This is a genomic window from Sinomonas sp. RB5, assembly GCF_054063535.1.
On the sequence record NZ_JBSSGJ010000001.1, the window covers coordinates 524,705 to 546,329 of the forward strand.

Sequence of the window (21,625 nt, forward strand, 5' to 3'; positions counted from 1 at the left end):
TCGAGCTTTCAAGGAGTGCAGGGATCCGCTCTGCGAATCCACAGCTGGCGAAAGATGGAAATGAAATGGACACCCTTTTATGAGGAAGGATCAAGGGGTCGGCGCCAGTGGCCGCGAAAGCACTTTTTAATCTGTAAAGCGTGGCGCCTCGGTTTAGGCGCTTCAGACCCTTGCTTCCCCATACGTTGAGCCCGATGCGCGAGAGGAGCAGGAGAGGAGTGAGCAGGCCCTCGAATATTACCCAGTCGTCTGGATTTGCGGGGCCTCTGAATACCGTTCGGGGTCGGGTCTGCTGAAGCAGTGCGGGCGCCGGGATCCAAGGCTAGATTCTTGCCCATGGATCCTCAGATGCGGAAGCCGTGGGTTCCGTACCGTAGTCGTGCTGTTCCGAATTGGAGCGCTGTGATGAGGGCGTCATCGTGATCGGCCTCCTGGCCTGGGTCGCGGATTCCGGCATGGTGCAGGGCCTGATCATGGGCCTGACCTTCGCGTACCTGACCACCGTCCTGGTCCTGAACGCCGTGGCCAGGACCGAGACGGAGACCGTCAACGGCTGGAGCGCGATCCGCAGAGCCGGCCATCCCGGCAACGGACTGCTGGTTCGTGCGGCCCTGCAGAAGGCGCTCCCGGTGGTCAACGTGTTCGAAGAGGCCGCCTACTGGACGGCGACCACGGATGACCGGGGGAACCGTCTCAGTGGCGAGCATGCGTACCGCCTTCACTTCCCGGCAGGCCAGCTTCCACCGACTGACGCCTTCTGGTCGCTGACGGCGACCGACACGGTCGGCTATATGGTCAACGCCCCCACGGGACGGCCAAGCGTGAACGACCACTCCGGTCTCCTGGCGAACGCCGATGGCTCAGTCGACATTCTGCTCCAGCCGCATGAGCCATCCGGCGCGGCGCAGAACTGGGTAGCGACGCCCTCTGGTCGATTCAAGCTCATGCTCCGCGCCTACCTCCCCGGAACCGCCATCGTGGACGGCCGCTACGAGGTCCCGCCGGTCCTTCGGGTGGAGTCATGAATCGCCTGATCCTGAAATACGCCACGCCGGTGACGATCGCCATCCTCGCGATCTTCGCCTGGGTGACCTACCGGCGGATCGCGGCCGGCGGTCTTAGCTCCATTGTTCTGCTGGCTGCGACGGCTGTGGCCATCTGGGTGATCGGCACGTTCGTCTTCATCTACTTCTGGCCGCGGATCACGGTGGGCGGCTTCAAACGGACTCTTGTCCGGCGCGGGCTGGGCGGGGGGCCGATCCCGGTGAACACCCTTTATGCCGTGCCGGAGAGCCCGTCCCAGTCCGCTCTGTCCGGCAGCGTCATCGCGACCGGCACCGACAGCGTCCTCTACTGTGGCGGCTGGTTGGATGTCAGCGCCGGACCACAGGTGCTGCACGTGCCCGAGATGGAACAGCGCTATTACAGCGTGCAGTTCACCGACCCGACCAGCGGCGCCAACTTCGCCTACGTAGGGAAACGGACCACCGGAACGGCCGCCCGCGACTTCCTCCTCTGCGAACCCGCATGGCACGGCGATACGCCACCGGGCATGACCCGGATCGACGTGCCCCACAGTGCAGCCCTGATGATCGGCCGGGTCTTCGTCGCCAACGACGATGACCGTCACACGGCATACGAACTCGCGAAGCTGATCCAGCTCAAGCCAGCAGGGAGGCCAGGTGTCCACACCGCTCGATGAGGGCCCGTTCTTCCACGGCACGGTCGCTGACCTGAAGGTGGGTGACCTGCTCACGGCCGGCTACCGATCGAACTACCGTCCCGAGGTCGTGATGAACCACGTCTACTTCACAGCGCTCGCTGACGGAGCCGGGCTCGCAGCCGAGATCGCCGCGGAGCTCGCAGGGGGAGTTGCGATCCCACGGGTGTATGCCGTCGAGCCCACCGGAGCGTTCGAGGACGATCCGAACGTGACCGACAAGAAGTTCCCGGGCAACCCCACCCGGTCGTACCGGAGCAGCGATCCGCTGCGCATTGTCGGCGAGATTGCCGATTGGGCGCGGCTGACACCGGAGCAGCTGCAGGCGTGGCGAGAACGGCTATCGGTGCTCCGCACCGGCGAGCGGGGCGACATCATCAACTGAGGCTCGCGGGCCTGATGTGCGCCGTCACAGGGACAGATGGCCAGCCGTGGTCCGAGTTCCAGGCGCGGATGCCTAGCAGCTGATGTCCGCGAGGACGTTGCTCAGTGCGGCCTGGACGGTGCTCGCGTCTTGGTTGAGAGCACTGAGTGCCTGGGCCAACATGTCGTCGTCGGAAATGCCTTTCACAGCCGTGTCGAGACGGGTCTCAGCGGCCTTGAGCGCGTCGAGGTGGGCTTGGGTGGCATCGCCCGGAGCTGCGTTCAGGGCGGTGAGGGCCTTGACCATCTGGTCACGCGCGGTGCGGACATCCGCCACCGCCGCACCGGCTTGGAGGTCGTCCTTGAAGCTGGCGAGGGCGTCACCGAAGGCGTTGGCAGCGGTGCAGGCGGCGGTTGACGACGGGCTGGCCGTGGTGGTCGCCGACGGGCTCGAGGTGCCTACCGACGGGCTGGGCGTGGTGGTTGCCGACGGGCTCGGGGTGCCTACCGACGGGCTGGGCGTGGTGGTTGCCGGCGGGCCGGGCGTGCTGCTGCACCCTGCCAGCAGCAGCAGCAGCAGCAGCATCAGCGCCGCGCCGAGCGCGGCCAACCGGGCGCCGAGTCGATGGTTCCGCGACATAGGAGGCCCTTTCAGGTCTGGTGGCCTGGATCTGCAGAGGAAGGGATCAACCAGATCCGGAGGCTCCCGCGCCGCCCTGATGTCAGCGCGGCCGTTCGGGCAGTCTCACTGGCAATGGTGAGGCCGCGTGCACGGCGCTGAAAGGAGCCAAAGGGCCTGAACCCGCTGGCCGGGGTGTGACTCAAGTGGTCATTAGGGCAGCCGATATGCAGGAACAAAGCAGTGCCCCGGACCATGGGGGGTGGCCGGGGCACTGCGTCGTTCAGTCTAGGTCCGTTCCCTGAGTGTCAGCTCCGAGGAGCTGTCAGGCCGTCAGCAGTGGACGTCGGGGTAGTTCGCGAAACCCCAGCTCGTGGTGTCGGAAGAGTTGGGCCCGAAACTTGCGCCGAGGCTGATGCACTGCCCGCCCGCCGGTTGCGTCCTCGTGTAGTCCGGCCCGGCGTAGTAGGAGTAGTACCCGGCCGATACATCGTCCGGGGAATATGAAGGGTAGAGCCCGATGTCGTTGTAGCGATACATCTGGACGCCGTAGGTGGGGCCGTAGGCGTAGGCGATGGAGCAGTTCTTGCTCAGCGAGGAGTTCCAGTACACGTCGATGGAGCCGGTCTTCGTACCGGGCTTTCCGTACCGGTAGTCCTTGCTGAAGCTCGGCACCACGATGTCGTGCGAGCCGATGTAGGTGTAACCGCTGCCGCAGGGGCCTGCCGCGGAGGCAGGCCCCACGGCCATCAGGGATGTGCCCCCTGCGAGAGCGACTGCCGCGAGCAGCGTGAGGCTTCTGAGTTTCAGTCGGGGGCGCGTGAGCTTCATGACTTCTCCAGTGGGCGAGCTGGCTGGTGGCAGGCGAGCCGCTGCCGGGCATCGCCACTGTAAGCACAGCGAGTGGAGTAACCACATGGGGAGCCCTCCCCATCCGGAGGCAGGAGGCGGCCGGACGGTTCCCCGTTTCAGGCCCGGGGGCGGGCCCGAAGATCAGCCGCTGACGGCGGACCCGCGCTCGGCGCGCCCGGCGTCGTGCCCGGCCGGCGCCTCGGCCGATGCATCGTCCTGGCCACGGAGGTGGTGCGGCGTGGCGAAGAAGAGCGCGCACACCGCGGCGACCAGCACCACGGACGCGGGCAGGATGAGCGTCTGGCTCATCGCGTGGGTGAAGGCGTCGTGGAGGAACGGGGGCAGGACCGTGGAGTTCGACTTGCCCAGCTGGCCGCCCGCGCCCTTGCTCCCCGGCGGGAGGGCGGCCTGGATCTCGGCGCTGATGCGGCCGGTCATGAGCGCCGCGAGGGCTGCCGAGCCGATCACGGCCCCGACCTGCCGGGTCGTGTTGAACACCCCCGAGCCCGCGCCCGCGGCCCGCAGCGGCAGGTTCCGGTTCGCGGTGGTCGCGGTGGGGCCCCACATGAACGCGCTGCCGAGTCCCATCACGAAGGAGGGGATGAGCAGCAGGGGCCACGCGATGGTGGGCGAGATCATCACCGAGTAGAGCCACATCCCGGCCCCCACGAGGACGACGCCGGGCACCACGAGGTAGCGGGGGTGCACCCTGTCGGTGAGGCGGCCGGCGACCGGGGCGAGCACCATGGTCAGGACTGCCGAGGGCGTTCCCATCAGCGCCGACTCGAGCGGGGTCATCCCGCGCACGGCCTGGAAGAAGTAGACCACCGGGATGAACATCGCGGTGATGGAGAATCCCACGGCGGAGATCGCGGCGTTCGCGAGGGAGAAGTTCCTGTCCTTGAACAGCCCCAGCGGAAGCAGCGGCTCCTTCTTGTTCAGCGCCTGCCAGATGACGAACAGCACGAGGAAGGCAACGCCGGCGACCACGGAGGCCCACACCCAGCCGTTCCAGTCGTAGGTGTTGGACTCCTGCAGGCCGAAGACGAGGAAGAACATGCCGGCGGCCGAGAGCAGCACCCCGAGCCAGTCGAACGTGTGGCTGTGCGTCTCGAGCCGGGGCACCAGGGCCGCCGCCATCACGAAGGCCACCACCCCGACCGGGACGTTGATGAAGAAGATCCACTCCCACCCGAGGGTGTCCACGAGCAGCCCTCCCAGGACCGGGCCCACGAGCGTGGCGAAGCCCGCCGTCGCGCCCCACAGGGCCATGGCGCCCCCGCGCTTCTCCGGCGCGAAGGTACGGGTGATGACCGCCATGGTCTGCGGGGTCATGAGCGCCGCTCCGAGGCCCTGCACCGCGCGGGCGATGATCAGGTTCGCGATGCCGCTGCCCGGCAGGAGGTCGGACAGGCCGCACCACAGCGAGGCCAGCGTGAAGACCACGAGGCCGATCAGGTAGATGTTCTTCGGCCCGAACCGGTCGCCGAGCCGCCCCGTGACCAGCAGCGGGACCGCGTAGGTGAGCAGGTAGGCGCTGGTGACCCAGATGACGTTGTCCGTTGTCGTGGAGAGCCCGGCCTGGATCGAGGGGTTCGCGACCGAGACGATCGTGGTGTCGATCAGGATCATGAAGAAGCCGATGACCAGCGCCCACAGGGCCGGCCAGGGCCGGATCTCCTGGGGGTGGGTCTCGCGAGCAGGTGTCATTCTGGGCGTCCTTCCGCACGGGCCGTTGCCGATCCCTTCGGTCCCATCATCCCAAGGGAGGCGCATTACGCGAACCCGCACTGCGGCCCCTCCGGAAGCTCGGACGGCGTTCGGGGCGCCTAACCCTCGGCGCCCTCCCGCAGGGCGGCCCGGATGCGCGCGTTGCGGCGCAGCCCCAGCGCCGAGGCCGAGGTGAGGAGCAGCCCCAGGCCGAGGAGGAGGAGGGGCGCCGGGAGTCCTGAGGTGTCGGCGGAGGGTCCCGCCGCGCCGCCGGCCGGCTGGAGGGCCGCCGCGGCGGACGCCGAGGGCCCGGGGGAGCCGCTCAGGCTCGGGGTGGTCCGTGGCGCGGACGACGACGGTGCTGCCGCCGGCGGCGTCGCAGCGGAACCGCCGGGCTCGGGCAGGGCGGTCCCGGGGGCGGCCGGCGCCGAGGGGCCCGGCGCGGAGGGCGCCGGTGCCGGCCCCGCCGGGGCCGCGGGCTGAGGCGCAGCCGGCGCGGGAGCCACGGTGGGCGCGGCGCCCCCGGCGGGGGCGGGGCTCGGCGCCGGGGTTCCGCCGGACCCCGGCTGGGGTGCCGTGGAGGGGCTCGGTGCGGGAGACTGCTGGCTCGGCGGACAGACGAGGGTCAGCAGGCCCGGGCACCCGGCAGGCACAGCCAGCGGCCTGGCCAGCGAGCTCGGCGCGGGCAGCGCCCCGGCGGCCGGCGCCGTCAGGACAGCGGCGAGGACAGCCGCCATGGCTGCCGCCACCACCGCCGGACCTCGGCCCCGCAGATGTGAAGTGCCCACGGACAGCAGATCCTACCCAACGGTCCGCTAGCGCCTGAGCAGCCCCGGCAGCTGGTCCCGTACGACGAGGGCCATGAGCGCCCCGCCGGCCTCGTTCGCGTGCACGCCGTCGCTCGAGAGGCCCGGCAGCCAGGTGCCGTCCGGGGCGGTCACGGAGGTGGTGACGTCCAGCCACGGCACCGCGTGCACGGCCGCCCAGGAACGCAGGATCGCGTTCAGCTGCACGGTCGAGGCCGGGTGCGCCGCCGAGGGCGGCACCGAGACGAGGATGGGCCGCACGTGCCGGGCCAGCACGTCCCGGACCAAGAGCTCGACCCCGCCCGCGGCCGCGGCGGGCGGGGAGCCGTCGCGCAGGATGTCGTTGGTTCCGGCCTGGACCAGCACCACTCCGCCCCGGGCGGTGGCCTCGCCGACCCAGGCGCGCAGCTCCACGGACGTGCGCCCGGGGTGGGAGGAGAGGACACCGGGGGAGGTCCCGGGCACGAGGGAGTCGCCCACGGAGAGCCGGTACCACGAGTAGGGGAAGCCCGAGTGGGAGTCGCCCAGGACGCTCACCACGGTCGGCGCCGCGGGGACGGAGGAGGCGGGGACTGTCGCCGTCGAGGACCCGGGGGAGGGGACAGCGCTCGGCGAGGAGCCGGCGTCGTGCGTCCCCAGCGCCGAGCAGGAGGCGAGCAGCAGCAGAACGGGGATGAAAGTGAGGGACCGCGCGAGGGCGGACCTCATTCGGGGCCTTCCACGCCCTCGTCGTCGATGTGGATCTGGCGGCCCTGGGAGTCGTAGAGGGGCTTGGCCGGGGGCTTGCGGCCGGTCTCGCTCTCCCAGACGCCGAGCTGGCGGGTGAGGGCCGCGGCGAGCTCGAACACCTGCTCCGGGGGGATGCGGATGCGGCTCACCACGCGGCCGGGGATCACCTCGGCGTGGTCGCCGTCCTCGGTCTCGCCCACCTGCGGGGGCTGGGTGAGGGCCACGAAGTCCAGCACGAACACGTTGGGCGTGTGCCAGAGGTTGGCGAAGTCGGCGAAGCGGCCCTCGATGTTCTCCTCGGGCAGGGAGATCTGGAAGACCTTGGGCATCTCGGGCATCTCGGGCTCTGGCTCGGTCATGCACTCCATCATTGCGCGGCGAACGGGGCCCGCGAAGCGTTCGCGGACCCCGTTCGTTGCTGGCGTACCCCTGCGCCAGGGGCGCGCCGGGCGTCAGATGCTAGCTGTTCCAGTGGTAGTGGCCGCTGGCGTCGCGGCCCTTGCTGCCGCAGGTGTAGGTGCGGCCGTTGGAGGCCACGCCCTTCATCCAGAGCTGGCTGGGCGAGCAGAACCCGCCCGGGATGACGCGCCCGTTGACCACCACGGCGGTGCCGCCGCGGGGCGACCAGGTGATGTAGCCGTTCTGGAAGTTCTGCGCGCGGCCGCCGGCGTAGTTGTACTCGTCCGTGGTCGGGTAGCCGAGGTAGCCCAGCTCCCAGCCCTTGGCGGCGTAGGCGCTGCGGATGGCGCCCGCGTTCGGGTGCGCCCCGGTCCGCGAGGACCAGTAGATGGCGCCGCGGGCGTAGTCGCGGTGCGCGCCCGTGCTGGTGCGGACCTCGGGACCGCGCGCCGCACCGAGGAGGCGGGAGCCGCCCACGGCCTGGTACTTGGCGTCGATCGCGCTGTACCCGCCGGCCGAGGCCGTCTGCGGCGCGAGGCCGGTGGTGGTGAGTGCGAGGAGCAGGCCCAGCACGAGTGCTGCGATGCCGCCCTTGCCGAGGAGCCGTCTCCCCGTGGTCTGCCGAAGCGACGATGCTTCCATGGAGCCCCCAATGTTCGTCGAAAGGTGCGAAGTGGAGGCCCGGTCGGCCGGCCGGGTGCAGGGCCGGCGGACCGGGCTAACGTGGATTGTACATGTCCAACGGAGGGGTCCCGCGCGCCTGGGCGGGGCTGTCTCACCCTGCGGACGACGGCGCGTGGCGGCGCCGCGCTGCGGCCCTGCCGGCGGCGGTGACGAGGGTGTCGCGGAGCCAGGGGTGGCGCAGCTGGTTGGAGATCCGGTTCATGAGCCGTGAGCCGGCCACGGCGCGCTGGGACGGGCGGCGCCGCGCGGCGTCGTACCGCGCGAGGCCTTCGGCGACGCTCGGGGCGGCCACGAGGGCGTCGGCGAGGGCGAGCCCGTCCATCAGGGACTCCCCGCCGCCGCGGCCCAGGTGCGGGGCCATGGCATGGGCGGCGTCGCCCACGAGCACGAGGTTCCCGGCCACGTAGCTCCTCAGGGGGGCGAGGTCCTCGATGCGGCGCCGGTCCACCGCCTCGCGGGTGAGAGTGGCGAGCACCTCGTGGACCCGCGGGGTCCAGTCCCGGTAGAGCGCGCCGAGGACCTCGAGCGGATCGTCCCCGCGGGTGCCGGCGAGGTCGGCGCGGACGCCGGCGTACCAGTTGCTGCCGCCGCCCGGGAAGGGGGCGCGGCCGAAGATCAGCCCGGCGCCCCACGCCTCGAACCCCTCCCGGGTCTCGAGCGGGGCCACGCCGCGGAACGCCACCACGTGGGCGTCCCGGAGCCGGGCGGCGGGGAAGGCGCGGGCGCGCAGGGCCGAGTGGACGCCGTCGGCCGCCACCACCACGTCCGCGTCCGGCAGCGCGGCGGGGGAGGAGGCGGGGGAGGCCCACCGGACGGTGCCCTCGGGCAGCCCGGCGAGGAGGGTCTCGAGCAGGTCCATCCGCCCCACGCCGCGGGTGGTCCCCGGGAGGACCAGGCGGACCAGCACGCGCCCGTCGGGGCGGAGCAGCTCGCCCGAGCTGAGGCTGACGGTCTCGAGGGCGGACGCGACGCCGAGGCGCTCGAGCGCGGCCCACGCGGCCGGCCACAGGCCCAGAAGCGTGCCGGCGGTGGAGAGCTGCGGGTGGCGCTCGCGGACCTCCACGTCCCACCCGCCCGCGGTGAGCGACCGGGCCGCGGCGAGCCCCGCGATCCCGGCCCCGACGATCACGGCGGTGCCCCTCATGCCCCAAGGCTCCTACGGATGCTCTGCGCTGTCATGCGGTATCCGCTGGCGGTGGTCCTTCACAGGGCCTTAAGGCCCCATTCAGGCCCGGATTTCCGCGGAATCCGGGGCCCTCGAGCGGCGCCGCGTCATTTGACTTGCAATTGTTTTGGTTTCGTGCCGAGGACTGTCAGAGTGGTGCTGCACAGAGCGTCTGCCGGGGCTCTCCGTTGCCGCGGCAGAGGAAGAGGGGGGGCTGTGGAATGGGTTGGAAGAGCAAGTATCGGCGCCGGCAGTGGCTGCTGAGGAACGAGCGCCGGATCAACACGGCGCAGACCGTCCTGCTGGGGGTCGCCGTGGTGGCCGTGGTGCTGTTCATACTCCTGAACCTGCACCGGTAGCGCCGGGGCAGCGGGAGTCGTGCAGGCCACACAGCCGCACCCGGCGTGCCGCCGCGGGGGCGTGCCGCGGCGCCTTTAGCCTTGAATCCAGACGCTACGGACGGGCAAGGAGCAATGGGGGAGATGACGGCCAGGCATGTCATTGCCGCGGGGATCAGGCGCGGCGGCGGGGAGGGCCTGATGGCCTCGGTCGCGGAGGGCCTCTCGGCACTCGGCGAGGACGTCCTCGTGGTCGGTCCGCCGGAGCGCAGCCCCCTCGTGGCCCGCGCCTCCGCGCTCGGCCTGCCCGTCCACACGCTGGCCTCCGCCCACCCTGCCCAGTACGCGCTCGACCTGCTCCGGTGGCGCCGCGCTAACCCGGACGGCGTGCTGTGGTGCGAGGGGACGCTGGCCGCCCTCGCGACGGCGGGGATGCAGCGGCGGATCCTCGCTTTCGACACTGCGGCCCCGGGCCCCCTGAAGAGCGTCCGGAGGGCGGCGGCGCGCGCCCGCGCGCTCGCCACCATCGTCCCCTCCGCGGCCGACGCCGGGCGGCTGAGGGACGCACGCGTGCTCGCCCCCTCGGTCCCCGCCCTCGAGCTCGTCCGCCACGGGCGCGGCGCCGGCCCGCTGCGGATCGGCTTCATGGGGCCGGTCTCGGAGCGGGACGGGGTGCTGGTCCTCGCGGACACGCTCAGGGAGCTGAGGCGCTGGGCCCCCGAAGGGTACCGGCTCCGCATCACGGGGCCCACGCGCTACGCCGACGCCCGCGAGCGGGTGGTGGTGGAGGGCCGGCTCAGGTCCCTGGGCGCGATGGTCCAGAGCGTGCACAACATGCCGGCGGACGAGTTCCTCGGGTCCGTGGACCTGCTGGTCTGCCCGGCCGTCCAGCCCCGGGGCTTCTGCTTCCCGGCGGTGACCGCGATGGCCTCGGGCGTGCCCGTGGTGGTGAGCGACGCCGGGTCGCTGCCGGAGGTGGTGGGCCCGGACCACCCGTGGGTGGCGCGGGCGGGCGATCCCGGCCACCTCGCAGAGGTGATCACGCAGGCCGCCGCGGCGCTGCCGGCGTACGACGCCGTGGCTGCCGCCCGCCACCGCTGGGAGGCCGCCTATTCGCCCGAGGCGGGACGGAGGGCGCTCGGCGCGGTGCTCGGGAACCTCGGCCTCGGGCCCACGGGCAGCGGCGCCTCCGAGCCGACGGCGGCCGCAGGAGCCTAGTAAGCGCCGGTCTTGCCGAGCACGGCGCGGGCCGTGCGGAGCAGGATCACGAGGTCCTGGGCCAGGGACCAGTTCTCCACGTAGGAGAGGTCCAGTCGGATGGCTTCTTCCCAGCTCAGGTCGCTGCGGCCGGAGACCTGCCAGAGGCCCGTCACGCCGGGCTTGACGAGCAGGCGGCGGTGGGCGAAGTCGTCGTAACCGGCCACCTCGGCAGGCAGCGGCGGCCGCGGGCCCACGAGGCTCATCTCGCCGCGGAGCACATTGATGAGCTGCGGGAGCTCGTCGATGGAGAACCTGCGCAGGATGCGGCCAAGATGGGTGACCCGCGGATCATGCTTCATCTTGAACAGCAGACCGGCGCCCTCGTTGAGGCTGCGGAGCGCGGAGAGCCGGGCCTCGGCGTCCACCACCATGGAGCGGAACTTGAGCATCTTGAAGGAGACGCCGGCGCGGCCAATCCGGGTCTGACGGAAGAGCGCCGGTCCGGGGCTGTCCAGCTTCACGGCGGCGGCGACCGCCAGCATGGGCAGGCCGAGGACCGCGAGGAGGGCGACCGAGGCGACGATGTCCAGGGTGCGCTTGAGCGCGGCCTTGCCGCCCTCGAGCTTGGGGGTAGTGACGTGGATGAGGGGCAGGCCGCCCACCGGCTGCATGTGGATGCGCGGGCCGGCCACGTCCGTGAGCGCCGGCGCCAGGATCATGCCCACGTTGCGGGCGGCAAGCTCCCAGCCCAGTTTGCGGAGCTCCTCGGGTGCGAGTGCGGATCCAGAGATCGCCACGGTGTCCACGCCGGATTCCGCGACGGCGCTGAGGATGTCGGAGACGTCGTCCTGGTAGCCCAGCACGGGGATCTCGTGGCCCACACCCGTGAGCACCACCCCCGGGAACCCGGGCAGGTAGGCTGCTGCGGCCCGGTAGCCCGCTCCGGGGCTGCTGGCGAGCTGCCTGGCGAGGTGGCGCGCGCTGCTGGGGGCGCCGAGGACGAGGACACGGCGGAGGTTCCGGCCGCCGCTGCGCGACTGGACCAGGACGCTCCGGAGTACCCAGCGGGCGATCAGCAGGGAGACGATGCCGAGGGGGAGCGCCACAGCGACGTAGCCGCGGGCGGTGTCCAAGCCGAAGACGTAGGAGAGGATCGCGATCGCGCCGAAGAGCCACAGCGAGGAGGTGAGCACTCGCTTGTACTCCTCGGGGCCGTGGCCCAGGATCGTGTCCTCCCGCGTCCCTCCTGCAGCGAGGACCACCCACCAGGCCGCGATCACCACCACGGTCACCAGAGCGTAGGGCGCGTGCCAGGTGTGGCTGACCTGAATCGAGGTGTCGTCGGAGCCGAAGCGGAGCATCTGCGCACCGACAGAGGCCCACACGATGCAGGCGAGATCGGCCCAGCCCAGCAGATTGAGGTGCTTCTGGGAGCGCGGAACGGCGGCGGAGGTGGCGCGGGCTGCCGTCTCTCGGGCGGTCATTCCGCGAAGGCCTCGGCCAGATCACTCACCGGCACAAAGCGCTTGCCCAGGGCTGCGAAGTCCCAGCCGGCGTGCTCCCACTCGGCCGGGTCCAGGACGTTGCGGCCGTCGATGATCTTGCGACCCTCGGTGAGGGGGACGATGTCGGCGGGCTTGAGCTGGCGGAACTCGTTCCACTCGGTGAGGAGCAGCACGAGGTCCGCATCGGTCACTGCCGCGTCGAGGGAGTCGACGTAGCCCAGCCGCGGGAATCGCTTGGCGGCGTTGGCGTTGCCCTCGGGGTCATAGACGGCCACGTCGGCGCCGCTGTTGAAGAGGCGCACCGCGATGTCGAGGGCCGGGGAGTCGCGCACGTCGTCGCTGTCGGGCTTGAAGGCGACGCCGAGCACGGCGACCTTCTTCCCCAGCAGCGGGCCGAGCATGGTCTCGGCGAGGTGGACGACCCGGTCGCGGCGGCGCAGGTTGATCAGGTCCACCTCGGACAGGAACCGCATGGTGCGGTCGAGCCCGAGTTCGCTGGCCCTGGCCTGGAGTGCCCGGATGTCTTTGGGCAGGCAGCCGCCGCCGAAGCCCACGCCGGCGTTGAGGAAGCGCCGGCCGATCCGTGCGTCGTAGCCGATCGCGTCGGCGAGGGTGCGGATGTCGCCGCCCACGCTCTCGGTGATCTCGGCGAAGGCGTTGATGAAGGAGATCTTGGTGGCCAGGAAGGCGTTCGCGGCGACCTTGACGAGTTCGGCCGTCTCGAAGTCGGTGACGATGAGCGGGGTATCCGCGGCGAGCGCGTCGGCGTAGACGGCGCGGAGAAGATCCTCGTCCTCGGCGTTGTCCACCCCGAAGACGAGCCGGTCGGGTGAGAGCGTGTCTCGCACAGCGAACCCCTCCCGCAGGAACTCGGGGTTCCACGCGAGGCCGATTCGCAGGGCCCCGTCGGCGTGCCGGTCGATCAGCTCGCGCAGGCGGCGCGCCGTCCCCACCGGGACCGTAGACTTCCCGACGATCAGCGCATCCTTCGTGATGCTCTCGGCGAGAGACCGCACCGCCGCTTCGACGAACGTGAGGTCCGCGGCGTGCTCGCCGGCGCGCTGCGGGGTGCCGACCCCGATGAAGTGGACGTCGGCCCAGGCGCCCGCCTCCTCGAGGGAGGTGGTGAAGCGCAGCTGCCCGGTGGCCACGTGCTTGCGCAGGAGCGCGGGGAGCGCTGGCTCGTGGAACGGCAGCACGCCGTTCGCGAGGGCCTCGATCTTCGCCGGATCGATGTCCACGCCGAGCACCTCGAAGCCGAGCTCGGCCATGCAGGCGGCGTGCGTGGCTCCGAGGTAGCCGGTCCCGATGACGCTGATCCTCATGTTCCCCCCCCCTGAATCAGATCTGCGGTGCGTAGCCGCCCATTACTTGCGGAAGTCGTCCTGGTGCTCGCGGAACCACTCCACCGTGCTCCGGATGCCCTCGTCGAGGCCGATGCTGGCCTTCCAGCCCAGGGCGGTGAGCTTGCTGACATCCATGAGCTTGCGGGGCGTTCCGTCAGGCTTCGTGGCGTCCCACTCGATGGCGCCCTGGTAGCCGACGGCGTCGGCGACGGTGTGGGCGAGCTCCTTGATGGTGACGTCGGTTCCCACCCCCACGTTGACCTGCTCCGGGCCGTCATAGTTCTCGAGGAGGTAGAGGCACGCCTCTGCCATGTCGTCGACGTGCAGGAACTCCCGCAGGGGTGATCCCGTGCCCCAGTTGGTGACGCTCTCGGCGCCGCTGAGCCGCGCCTCCTCGTACCGGCGGATCAGTGCGGGCAGCACGTGCGAGCCCGTGGGCGAGAAGTTGTCGCCCGGGCCGTAGAGGTTGGTGGGCATGGCGGAGATCCACGGAAGGCCGTACTGGCGGCGAACGGCCTGGACCTGGAGGATGCCGGCGATCTTGGCGATCGCGTAGGCGTCGTTCGTTGGCTCCAGGTGCCCGGTGAGGAGGTACTCCTCCTTCAGAGGCTGCGGCGCGAGCTTCGGGTAGATGCAGGACGAGCCGAGGAAGAGCAGGCGCTCCACGCCGTGCTCGAGCGCCGCGTCCATGACGTTGGTCTGGATGCGCAGGTTCTCGCTGAGGAAGTCGACCGGGTAGGTGTTGTTGGCGAGGATCCCGCCCACCTTGGCTGCGGCGAGGGCAACATAGCGGGGCTTCTCGGCGGCGAAGAAGTCGAAGACGGTCCCGCGGTCCTTGAGGTCGAGTTCAGACGAGGCGCGCCCCACGAGGTTGGTGAACCCCTCGTCCTCGAGCCGGCGCCAGATCGCCGAGCCGACGAGGCCCCGGTGTCCGGCGACGTAGAAGGTCGCGGAGCGGTCGAGGGCGCTTGGAGCGTAGGGGGTCTCCGGCATCACACGAGGGCCTTCCAGCTGTCGAGGTTGACGCTGTCGATCCACTTGCCGCCGGCGTGCTTGAGGGCCTCGACGTCGGCGTCCACCATGAGGCGGGCGAGCTCGGGCGTCTTGACCGTCGGGGTCCAGCCGAGCTTCTGCTCGGCCTTGGAGTAGTCGCCGATGAGGGCGTCGACTTCGGTGGGGCGCAGGTAGCGCTCGTCGAAGCGGACGTGGTCCTCCCAGTTGAGGCCGGCGTGCTCGAAGGCGTACTGCAGGAAGTCGCGGACGGTGTAGCCGGCGCCGGTGGCGAGCACGAAGTCCTCGGGCTCGTCCGCCTGCAGCATGCGCCACATGCCCTCGACGTATTCGGCGGCGTAGCCCCAGTCGCGGACGGCGTCGAGGTTGCCCATGTACAGCTCCGACTGGACGCCGGCCTTGATCGCGGCCACCGCACGGGTGACCTTGCGGGTCACGAAGGTCTCGCCGCGCCGCGGGGACTCGTGGTTGAAGAGGATGCCGTTGACAGCGTACATGCCGTAGGCCTCGCGGTAGTTCCGCGTGACCCAGTAGCTGTAGACCTTGGCCGCCCCGTAGGGCGAGCGGGGGTAGAAGGGGGTCTCCTCGTCCTGGGGCGGCGGGGTCGCGCCGAACATCTCGGACGAGGACGCCTGGTAGAAGCGGGTCTGGATGCCCGCCATGCGCACGGCCTCGAGCAGCCGGATCGAGCCCATGCCGGTGGTGTCGCCGGTGTGCTCGGGCTCGTCGAAGGAGACGCGAACGTGCGACTGCGCGGCGAGGTTGTAGACCTCATCGGGGCGGATGTCCGCCAGTAGCGTGACAAGCCGGGCGCCGTCGGAGAGGTCGCCGTAGTGGAGGAAGATGCGGGCTTCGGGATCATGCGGGTCTACGTAGAGGTGGTCTACCCGGGCCGTGTTGAAGGTCGAGGCCCTGCGGATCAGGCCGTGCACCTCGTACCCCTTTGACAGGAGCAGTTCAGCCAGATACGAACCATCCTGTCCGGTGATACCTGTGATAAGCGCTGTCTTGGACACACCAAACCCCCAAATTAAGAACTCAAATCAACGAACACAGTCTACCAGCGGGCACGGATGACCCAGTGTTGGCGACGTCTACGCAATCAGCCGGGCGGTGCGGAGCAGTTGAGCCAGCCGCGCCCCTCCAGCGACGACTGGAAGGTGGTGAAGGGATACGGCGCGACGACCTTACGCGGGCCTCGGTCCGGCAGCGCGCCGGCCCACCAACTGAAAGTACTGCGAGACAATATCAGGTATTCACAGGAAAGCAAACTTCTGAAATCGTCGATCGTTGACGACGAGGCACCGTAAGACACCAAACCTTCGAAACGCATATTGGCTCTGCACCATTCCGGGTCGTCAGAGTAAATCACAATGTCTAAGTCCGAAAGAGTGGCCGAGGCATCCTCGGAGAGCATTTTTAGAGCCGAATTGTAATAATTGGGGGATAGAAGCATCGGGTTGCCGACATAGTCACCTCGTCGAATATGGACGCCCACCCGCCCCGCGACCACCGGTGGCATGAAGCCAGACATCGATCTTCTGACATCCGGCAAGACTTGATCAACGATCCTGTTTGCCTGCCAATAGCCGTACCACCAAGCCGCAGGCGCGTCCTCGGGCCGGTTAGGTATGCCGTGAACGTCCTCATGCCAGACGCGATGAGGCCCCACGAACGATCGCACGCGGTCGCCAATCGTTCCAAGGCGCCCCCGTGGATAAGGCATCACATCCAGCCACCGGACGAGCGGAAGCTTATGGTCGAAGAGCTCTGTTAGTTCGAGTCGTCGTTCACCAGAGCGGAGAGCGGAAGCATCAAAAGACACTGTACGGCCAGATTTGGCGAGCCAATTTGCATATGCGTATTGAAATAGTTGATTACCCAGGCCACCGAGAAGGCCTACGACGCTCATATCTCTCATGAAGATCCTTAGTAGATGTGCATCACAGTTCTCGTGTCGAGTAGGTGAAGCATCTGTAGTCTACGACCTAGGCGTATCGAAGAGCAGAACTGCAACCGCTTTGCCTAGTTCGGCTTCTGCATTTTAGCTCCCGCCGTCACTCGAGCGTGGATAAACTGCATCGCCGAGATATCGTGGCCGCGGTCAGATTCTCCACGGCAGCGGAAGATATACGTCGTCTTCAGCATCTCGTCGGTCAAACCGCACAGGTCGCTGTCAGAATACAGATCCACACGAGGTACGCCCACCGGCTCCACTCCGCGCCTAGCCATAGACTTACCAACAGCGATGTCATCGATGACATCGAAGTCCCAGTACGGGTCTTCGGCAGCATAAGACACAAGATCGCGACTCAGAAGTATCGATGTCCCTGTGACATAGGTGAGACCTTCTTTTTCCCAGGTTGTGCCGCCATAGTAGTCACGTGAAGGTATATTCTGGATGTAATCTAAAAGAAAGGGTAAGTTTATATAACTTGACGAATTCGTGCGCAGCAAAAAGTCAAATTCCTCTGTGGCGAGGACATGTCTGAACGCCGCGACGGTCTTGGCATTGGTCATTAGGTAAGTTTCAGGTACACGCGTGTTCAATCTATCGCCGAACCGCTCAACTGGTCTCGAGGCGGCCCAGCGTCCCAGGTGTCTGTAGAAAAGGCGCAGGGGCCTCCCCCCAGCAACTTTGGGAACAGCACGCGCGAGGAAGCGCGAGATTCCGCCGCTTTCGCCGTGTAGCCAGCGCACCGGCGCTGGAGGATTGGCGGCCCAAGTCGTTCTCTGACCATTATCTTGGATACTCTTCCAGGGTTCAGCATCAGACGCTAGGACGACAACCAAGAGCTTCTTCAAGTGACCTCGACCCCCAATAATTTCTTAGCTTTTGTCGTAATTTTATACCAAATTGTCGCACGCACCGCCCGAATAAGGTACTTGGAGATTATGGAACGCGGAATCCATACTTTCTAGCTAACAGCACCGGGGGCAGCAGGTTCCGGACCAGGTAGCATCCGCCGATGAATGCGGTGGGGATCATCACCGCTAGTGCGACCGTAAAAGGCGTCTCAGCGATTGAAATAACCCAAATCTCTAACCCCGACGCTGACGACATAACCATGGCGAAGAGCGCGGCAAGCAGATATTGGCGGAAGAGCTTGCCGAGAGCGAGGTACCCCTCCTTACCGGCCAGATGAAGTTGCCACAGGTGACGCGTCAAATAAGCCAGAACTAGCGCCGATGAAGCGATCCAGACCTCATGAAAGAAGAAGACCGAGAGCGCGGTTATCGCCTGCAGCACGATCAATATTAACTCAGTCGACCAGAGCCATCTGAACCGAGCGAGCGCGCCAATTGCGCTGGCGAGGAGGGTGGCCAATATCTGAATGCCCCCCGCGAGTGAAAGTGGGGCCGCTAGGAGAGCAGCCTCATGCCATTGCGAACCAAAAATGATCGGGAGTAGACTCGGGATTACGACCGCGCCACACGCACTAATGGGCAGTGCGAACCAGGCAACAATTGTGAACAAGTCCGTCCAGACAGTGCGCGCCCTTGTGGCATTATCGACATCGTGCCGAAACTCTGGAAAAACTGCAGAGATGATAGCGGATTGTAGCTGTTGCAAGGGAACCAGGGTGATGGCTTCGGCGCGGTTCCAATGGCCGAGAGTTGCAGGTGCGATAGCTCTTGCCATTGCAAATTTCACAATGTTGCCAGAAAAGTATGTAAGAACGCTAGTCGCGATGACCCTCCAGCTATAGCTTAGGTCCCCCTTCGTGTGCCCCAACCTTCCGAACCCTAGAAGGAGCCGGTCTGTCGACAAAAGGCAGCCTATGAGTGCCAGTAGCTGTGCAGTTATAGGTGACACCACCAATGAGGTGGAGGAATGCAAGGTCACTACCGCAAGCGCACCGAAAAGCATGCCACCGATGTTCGACACGAGAGTCACCACTGCTAGCTTTCGAAACTTTCCAAGCCTTGTCATAAGGCCGTTGGCTAGGCCCAGGAGCGGGCTGATAAAGCTGCTGATTGCCAACAACTCTAGAGGATGTACTGCGGATTGGCTTCCCCATATGGTTGCCCATAAGCCTGCAGTCAGATAGAGGAACATAGACCCCACGCAGCCGAGCATGAGTGCATACGTAACGAGGGACTTTACGCGCTGTGCTTCTATGACTTGCATGCGCGCAATCGACTGGCCCAACCCGCCCGAAGAAAGAAGCGAAACTAGTCCCACCACCGTAAGCCCGATTGCATATTGGCCAAAGCCTTCGGGCGAAACCGCCCGCGATGTGACCGCGGCATAGGCGAATTGGATAATTACGGTCGCGAGCTGGGAGGCGTAGGTCCATGCGGCCCCCGTGAATATGCGCAAACCGGACGAGCTCGGTCTGTTCGAAGGTTTGGAAGCTCGACGCACAGGTCGCTCTCCTTCTGAAGTCTCAAGCACGCTGTTTCTCTTCACCTCACGCGCCGGCCCAAAGTTCTGAATGCTACGTTTCGTTTATGGGTGTAGCGTCGAGATCCCACGCGTCCCTAGCCTCAAGAGGACTTATTCTCGGCGACCTGTAGTTCAACATACTCACTAACTGATCGTCTTGACGGAAGTGTTGATGCGCAAACTGCTGTGCTCGCACCGCGGCCTCTATACGTTCGGAGGGACTCGTTGATTCCAGCTTGTTGAGAATGTCGTCCACAAGTTGCTCGATGGTTCGCCCGAGGATAAGAAAGCCATCTGAGGCGGCGCCGAACATAGAATCATAGCCGCGGTGCAACGTAGTGGCGTGAATCGATCCCGATGCCAAAGATATTGGTAGGCGGTTGGAGAAATAGGAGGGTTCTTCGGCATAGTGATCCCAATTGGCGCTAATCCATCCAAGCTTGATGGCGCTATCTTGTGAAGCCCAATCGACCGGCCCCATTGCACCGGGGCCGGTCCATCCCTTCCCGAACACCGCTACACGCTCGCCTAATCGCCGCTGAAGAACCTCGACAAACCTGATTCGATCTTTCCAATTGGGATGACCCCTCAGGCGCGGAGAATTCTTGTTGGCGATCACAACGACATCGTAGGGTCTCGATACCGAGGCGCTCACCTGCTCGCGCCCGTACCGATCAGGATCGAACGCGCTCGGCACCCATCGCACGTCCGGCGCCCCGTGGCGTTCGAAATTTCTGACGAACTGGCCGGAGCCGACCGTGAACGTCACATCTGATGCACGGCCCGCTGCGCGGGCTGGCGGAGGAAGTGGGTGTAGCCAACGGCTGTAGGGGTCGCCTTCGTGATAAACGAAATCGAACTTCGCGGCATTGCGCATCTGCCGGAAGTGTTCGTGAGTGAGTCCGGTCGTTCCCAAATGCTGCATAAATACAACGTCTGGCTGAAACTCGCGTACTCGTTGAACGAGAGACTGTCGGTGCTGTTCGGGATCGCCGCCGCTCCGAATCCTGAGCTGAAGACTGTAAACCGATACTTCGCGTAAGAGTCCAGCATCTCTTAGGTTTGCGAGAGGACGGCGAAAGCCCAACTGCCGGAATGATCCAGATTCATTCGGAACGTAGAGTACACGAGCGTTACGCATTTTGCTGGCTGTTTCCCTGGTCTGATGTTCGATCCGTCATCCTCCGCACGCCTCGTTCTCGAAGCATATGCCAATGTTGAGCGCAGGCTTCATCTTCAAAGCGTTTTCCGACCACCCTGGCCGGGTTTCCGACGGCGATGCTGTTGGCTGGGATGCTACGGCTCACCACTGCGCCTGCCCCAATCACGGCTCCATCGCCTATTTCGACCCCGGACAAAATTGTTGAACCGAAACCGATCCAGACGTCAGAGCCGATCAGCACAGGCATGCTAAGTCGGTCCGGTGAGCTGCCGACCCAACGCGTCTCCTTTATCGGTGTGCCGACAACCGACACTTCATGATCGTGGCGGCCGACAATGGCCGCTGAATTCGCAATCAGGACCGAGTCGCCGATGACCCCATCGACTTCAATTCGTACGTAGGAGCCTATGCTGCATTCCGAACCGATCGTCAAACTGCGGGGAGCCCACAGGCGAGAGTGATTTCCAAAGGTGAAGCCTTCCCCGACGTGCACGTTCTGCCCGAGTGTGCGCTGGCGCCGTCGCACGGTTTTGAGCGCGGTCAACATAGATCTCATCAAGTCCTCCTTTCAATTGGACCAGGAAAGCTTAGTGTTCCGTGGTTGAAGCCCTGTAGAGTTCCGCATACTCGCGGGCCCCACGGGAAGCCCGCAGATCGAGTTCAGGACCAGATGGGTTAGTCTCCGAGACGGATGCCCAGTCCCTGACCGCACCGGCCCAAGCCTCTCGGGTATCAGCGACCGTCCTGACGTTGGTGATAGCACTTGCCCATCGCATCCCGGGGACATCGTTCACCAAAGCTGGCACCCCAGCGGCGATCGCCTCGGCAAGCGCGACAGGCATGCCTTCTCTTCTGCTCGGCATTACAAAGTAATCCACGTCTAGAAGGTGCTTGTCTGGACTTTCCGTGCCGCGATATAGCAGCACGCCCTGTGCGTCAAGTCGATCCAGCAAACTACGCTCTTCATGGCTCGCATGGGCTTCGTCGCCAATGTGGATCAGTCGATGGTTTGCCTGCATAACGGCGCTGATTGCCAACTCATGATTCTTAATGCTTGAGCAATTTCCAACGATGATCGCTGTCGGCGCTCCCTCGACTCGCCGGCGCCCAGTGCGCTCAGCTCTTAGTGCGTAAAATCTCTCATCCACCCAGTTGTGTATAACGATGGATCTACGACCCATGCGCCTCTCGTTGTCGGCTACGTCTTCGGATGGAGAAACCACTGCGTACATTAGGCGGTCGCCAAGGCGTGCCTGTAATGTCCTACGGACACGCCAAGCTCCTCTTGCGTCAAATACGTTATGTACGGTTCTAATCATCTTCGCCCGCCCACCTGTCGCCCAGAGCGTGGTGAGCACCGTTCGGAGATAGTTGCCCTCAGTATGGATGTGGACGACGTCTGGACGTGACGACTCAACGACGCGTCTAAATTCTTTAGCAGCCTTCCAGCTAGCGCCGATTTTATCCACTTCGTACGTCTCATAGCCGGCCTCGATCAAGGCTCGAGCGAACGGATGTCCTGAGCCTTGCCCGACCACTATGCCTTCGATGTTCTGCTCTCTGAAGGCATCTGCTGCGGTGACCAGCATTCTCTCCATTCCGCTTGGACGAAGCGATCCTAGAAGA

The 21,625-nt window shown here is 66.4% G+C and carries 23 protein-coding genes; 5 read left to right on the forward strand and 18 right to left on the reverse strand.

Features of this window, described 5'->3' with window-relative positions; translation table 11 throughout:
* Positions 1–419 precede the first annotated feature (419 nt).
* The 3 genes from ACVWWH_RS02500 to arr are packed head-to-tail and all read left to right on the forward strand — an operon-like array spanning position 420 to position 2,105.
* Entirely contained in the window at positions 420–1,025 is a 606-nt protein-coding gene (locus ACVWWH_RS02500; RefSeq protein WP_457315486.1) for a DUF1214 domain-containing protein, read from the forward strand.
* On the forward strand, positions 1,022–1,702 hold the full coding sequence (locus tag ACVWWH_RS02505) for a DUF1254 domain-containing protein (RefSeq protein ID WP_457315487.1): 681 nt from the start codon (positions 1,022–1,024) through the stop codon (positions 1,700–1,702). Before ACVWWH_RS02500 ends, ACVWWH_RS02505 begins: the two co-directional genes overlap by 4 nt.
* Positions 1,683–2,105, forward strand: coding sequence for an NAD(+)--rifampin ADP-ribosyltransferase (gene arr / locus ACVWWH_RS02510; RefSeq protein ID WP_457315488.1), 423 nt, complete (start codon positions 1,683–1,685; stop codon positions 2,103–2,105). Before ACVWWH_RS02505 ends, arr begins: the two co-directional genes overlap by 20 nt.
* A 72-nt stretch (positions 2,106–2,177) precedes the next feature.
* On the opposite strand, the gene ACVWWH_RS02515 is transcribed toward arr, so the two are convergent.
* The 8 genes from ACVWWH_RS02515 to ACVWWH_RS02550 form a co-directional block, all read right to left on the reverse strand.
* Positions 2,178–2,723, reverse strand: coding sequence for a hypothetical protein (locus ACVWWH_RS02515; RefSeq protein WP_457315489.1), 546 nt, complete (start codon positions 2,721–2,723; stop codon positions 2,178–2,180).
* A 312-nt stretch (positions 2,724–3,035) separates the two neighbouring features.
* Positions 3,036–3,452, reverse strand: a complete 417-nt coding sequence (locus ACVWWH_RS02520) for a hypothetical protein (RefSeq protein WP_457315490.1) — start codon at positions 3,450–3,452, stop codon at positions 3,036–3,038.
* Positions 3,453–3,695: 243 nt separating this feature from the next.
* Positions 3,696–5,264 carry an MFS transporter gene (locus tag ACVWWH_RS02525; protein WP_457315491.1) on the reverse strand — a complete coding sequence of 523 codons (1,569 nt, stop codon included), beginning with the start codon at positions 5,262–5,264 and terminating at the stop codon, positions 3,696–3,698.
* Positions 5,265–5,383: 119 nt separating this feature from the next.
* On the reverse strand, positions 5,384–6,052 hold the full coding sequence (locus tag ACVWWH_RS02530) for a hypothetical protein (RefSeq protein ID WP_457315492.1): 669 nt from the start codon (positions 6,050–6,052) through the stop codon (positions 5,384–5,386).
* 27 nt (positions 6,053–6,079) lie between these two features.
* A complete protein-coding gene (locus ACVWWH_RS02535; RefSeq protein ID WP_457315493.1) occupies positions 6,080–6,778 on the reverse strand; it encodes an SGNH/GDSL hydrolase family protein in 699 nt (232 codons plus the stop codon).
* Positions 6,775–7,158: a DUF3467 domain-containing protein gene (locus tag ACVWWH_RS02540; protein WP_084249550.1), complete on the reverse strand. Its 384-nt coding sequence runs from the start codon at positions 7,156–7,158 to the stop codon at positions 6,775–6,777. Before ACVWWH_RS02540 ends, ACVWWH_RS02535 begins: the two co-directional genes overlap by 4 nt.
* Positions 7,159–7,258: 100 nt before the next feature.
* A complete protein-coding gene (locus ACVWWH_RS02545) occupies positions 7,259–7,840 on the reverse strand; it encodes an LGFP repeat-containing protein (RefSeq protein ID WP_457315494.1) in 582 nt (193 codons plus the stop codon).
* Between the two features lie 133 nt (positions 7,841–7,973).
* Positions 7,974–9,026 (reverse strand): FAD-dependent monooxygenase, encoded by a 1,053-nt coding sequence (locus ACVWWH_RS02550; protein ID WP_457315495.1) that lies wholly within the window; start codon positions 9,024–9,026, stop codon positions 7,974–7,976.
* 242 nt (positions 9,027–9,268) lie between these two features.
* Here ACVWWH_RS02550 and ACVWWH_RS02555 point away from each other — a divergent pair, with 242 nt between their 5' ends.
* Positions 9,269–9,406 (forward strand): hypothetical protein, encoded by a 138-nt coding sequence (locus ACVWWH_RS02555; RefSeq protein WP_157089134.1) that lies wholly within the window; start codon positions 9,269–9,271, stop codon positions 9,404–9,406.
* 123 nt (positions 9,407–9,529) lie between these two features.
* Positions 9,530–10,603: a glycosyltransferase gene (locus ACVWWH_RS02560; protein ID WP_457315496.1), complete on the forward strand. Its 1,074-nt coding sequence runs from the start codon at positions 9,530–9,532 to the stop codon at positions 10,601–10,603.
* On the opposite strand, the gene ACVWWH_RS02565 is transcribed toward ACVWWH_RS02560, so the two are convergent.
* The 10 genes from ACVWWH_RS02565 to ACVWWH_RS02610 all read right to left on the reverse strand — a co-directional run bounded on the left by ACVWWH_RS02565 (position 10,600) and on the right by ACVWWH_RS02610 (position 21,597).
* On the reverse strand, positions 10,600–12,069 hold the full coding sequence (locus tag ACVWWH_RS02565) for a sugar transferase (protein WP_457315497.1): 1,470 nt from the start codon (positions 12,067–12,069) through the stop codon (positions 10,600–10,602). The genes ACVWWH_RS02560 and ACVWWH_RS02565 overlap by 4 nt on opposite strands.
* Complete coding sequence (locus ACVWWH_RS02570) at positions 12,066–13,415, reverse strand: UDP-glucose dehydrogenase family protein (RefSeq protein WP_457315498.1); 1,350 nt, start codon at positions 13,413–13,415, stop codon at positions 12,066–12,068. Before ACVWWH_RS02570 ends, ACVWWH_RS02565 begins: the two co-directional genes overlap by 4 nt.
* A gap of 42 nt (positions 13,416–13,457) precedes the next feature.
* Positions 13,458–14,429: a GDP-L-fucose synthase family protein gene (locus ACVWWH_RS02575; protein WP_457315499.1), complete on the reverse strand. Its 972-nt coding sequence runs from the start codon at positions 14,427–14,429 to the stop codon at positions 13,458–13,460.
* The gene (gene gmd / locus ACVWWH_RS02580; protein ID WP_457315500.1) at positions 14,429–15,463 is read right to left on the reverse strand and encodes a GDP-mannose 4,6-dehydratase; all 1,035 of its coding nucleotides are present in this window, start codon (positions 15,461–15,463) and stop codon (positions 14,429–14,431) included. Before gmd ends, ACVWWH_RS02575 begins: the two co-directional genes overlap by 1 nt.
* An 86-nt stretch (positions 15,464–15,549) precedes the next feature.
* The gene (locus tag ACVWWH_RS02585) at positions 15,550–16,368 is read right to left on the reverse strand and encodes an alpha-1,2-fucosyltransferase (protein WP_457315501.1); all 819 of its coding nucleotides are present in this window, start codon (positions 16,366–16,368) and stop codon (positions 15,550–15,552) included.
* Between the two features lie 104 nt (positions 16,369–16,472).
* Complete coding sequence (locus ACVWWH_RS02590; protein ID WP_457315502.1) at positions 16,473–16,967, reverse strand: hypothetical protein; 495 nt, start codon at positions 16,965–16,967, stop codon at positions 16,473–16,475.
* A gap of 373 nt (positions 16,968–17,340) precedes the next feature.
* Entirely contained in the window at positions 17,341–18,861 is a 1,521-nt protein-coding gene (locus tag ACVWWH_RS02595; protein WP_457315503.1) for an oligosaccharide flippase family protein, read from the reverse strand.
* A gap of 28 nt (positions 18,862–18,889) precedes the next feature.
* Positions 18,890–19,714 carry a hypothetical protein gene (locus ACVWWH_RS02600; RefSeq protein ID WP_457315504.1) on the reverse strand — a complete coding sequence of 275 codons (825 nt, stop codon included), beginning with the start codon at positions 19,712–19,714 and terminating at the stop codon, positions 18,890–18,892.
* Positions 19,715–19,970: 256 nt separating this feature from the next.
* Positions 19,971–20,555 (reverse strand): acyltransferase, encoded by a 585-nt coding sequence (locus ACVWWH_RS02605; RefSeq protein ID WP_457315505.1) that lies wholly within the window; start codon positions 20,553–20,555, stop codon positions 19,971–19,973.
* 31 nt (positions 20,556–20,586) lie between these two features.
* On the reverse strand, positions 20,587–21,597 hold the full coding sequence (locus ACVWWH_RS02610) for a glycosyltransferase family 4 protein (RefSeq protein ID WP_457315524.1): 1,011 nt from the start codon (positions 21,595–21,597) through the stop codon (positions 20,587–20,589).
* Positions 21,598–21,625 lie beyond the last annotated feature (28 nt).